The sequence below is a fragment of the Aeromonas sp. QDB18 genome (assembly GCF_027705325.1).
Lineage (GTDB): Bacteria > Pseudomonadota > Gammaproteobacteria > Enterobacterales > Aeromonadaceae > Aeromonas > Aeromonas caviae.
In genome coordinates, this window is record NZ_JAPDBQ010000331.1 from 1 (window position 1) to 840 (window position 840).

Here is an 840-nt window from a genome sequence, read left to right on the forward strand (position 1 = left end):
ACTGTGCTCGGTGATTGATCCGGGAGATCAGATCACCACTTGGCTAGATAGTTCCCCGATTTGTGCAACAAGGCCCCGGAGAGGCTGAGCCCTCTTCTTCGAACTTTGGTATCGTTGAGATCAGTAATGATTCGATCGCTCATTTCTTGGGTAAAGAGATGACCAGAGTCCAACCGCCACGTTGATTGGTTGTAACAACCTTTACACTGATGCTCGCAACCGGAAACAAACAGCGAACAACGAGTCCCAAGTCCATTCACCACATCAATGGGGTAGTACTGGTGGTAGTGCATAAATCTCCTCAAACTTCATTATGATAGGTCTGATGCTATCGCCGCATCATGACTACCTTTCGACGAAAAAAATAACATCATGAAATTTATAGATATTTTTCATCACATGGATTGACGTAACCGTTCGTGTGACAGGTTAGGCAGATTTAAACCTTTTCGCAATCAAATATTGCATATGCCATATTCAAGGCGTATATATAGCATATGCCAACAAGGAGCCCCCATGGCTAGACCCAAGATCCCACGTAACATCTGTGGCCGCCCAGCGGATAGTTGTTTCAAGCCGAATGCTCGGCCCATGAGTCAATTGGAGCAGGTGCGCTTGAAAGATGACGAATTTGAAGCCTTGCGACTGGTCGATTTACTCGGCATGCAGCAGCAAGAGGCGGCAATAGAGATGGGGGTTTCACGGCAGACACTGGCCAATGTCCTGAAAGCAGCTCGATTCAAGGTTGTGGACTGTCTAACACCTGTCTCTTGATCAGATCTTGATCCCCTGCGCCATCAGATCCTTGGCGGCAAGAAAGCCATCCAGTTTACTTTGCAG

1 protein-coding gene and 1 pseudogene are annotated in these 840 nt (G+C 47.4%); one reads left to right on the forward strand and one right to left on the reverse strand.

Annotated features, from left to right (window positions below):
• Positions 1-74: 74 nt before the first annotated feature.
• A pseudogene (locus OKC30_RS21195) lies at positions 75-293 on the reverse strand (4Fe-4S cluster-binding domain-containing protein); the annotation flags it as partial.
• A 223-nt stretch (positions 294-516) separates the two neighbouring features.
• Here OKC30_RS21195 and OKC30_RS21200 point away from each other — a divergent pair.
• Positions 517-774 (forward strand): DUF134 domain-containing protein, encoded by a 258-nt coding sequence (locus OKC30_RS21200; RefSeq protein ID WP_270667055.1) that lies wholly within the window; start codon positions 517-519, stop codon positions 772-774.
• Positions 775-840 lie beyond the last annotated feature (66 nt).

Excerpts from the sequence above, each read along its gene's own strand:
- OKC30_RS21200 (WP_270667055.1), top strand. The coding sequence starts at position 517 with ATGGCTAGACCCAAGATCCCACGTAACATCTGTGGCCGCCCAGCGGAT.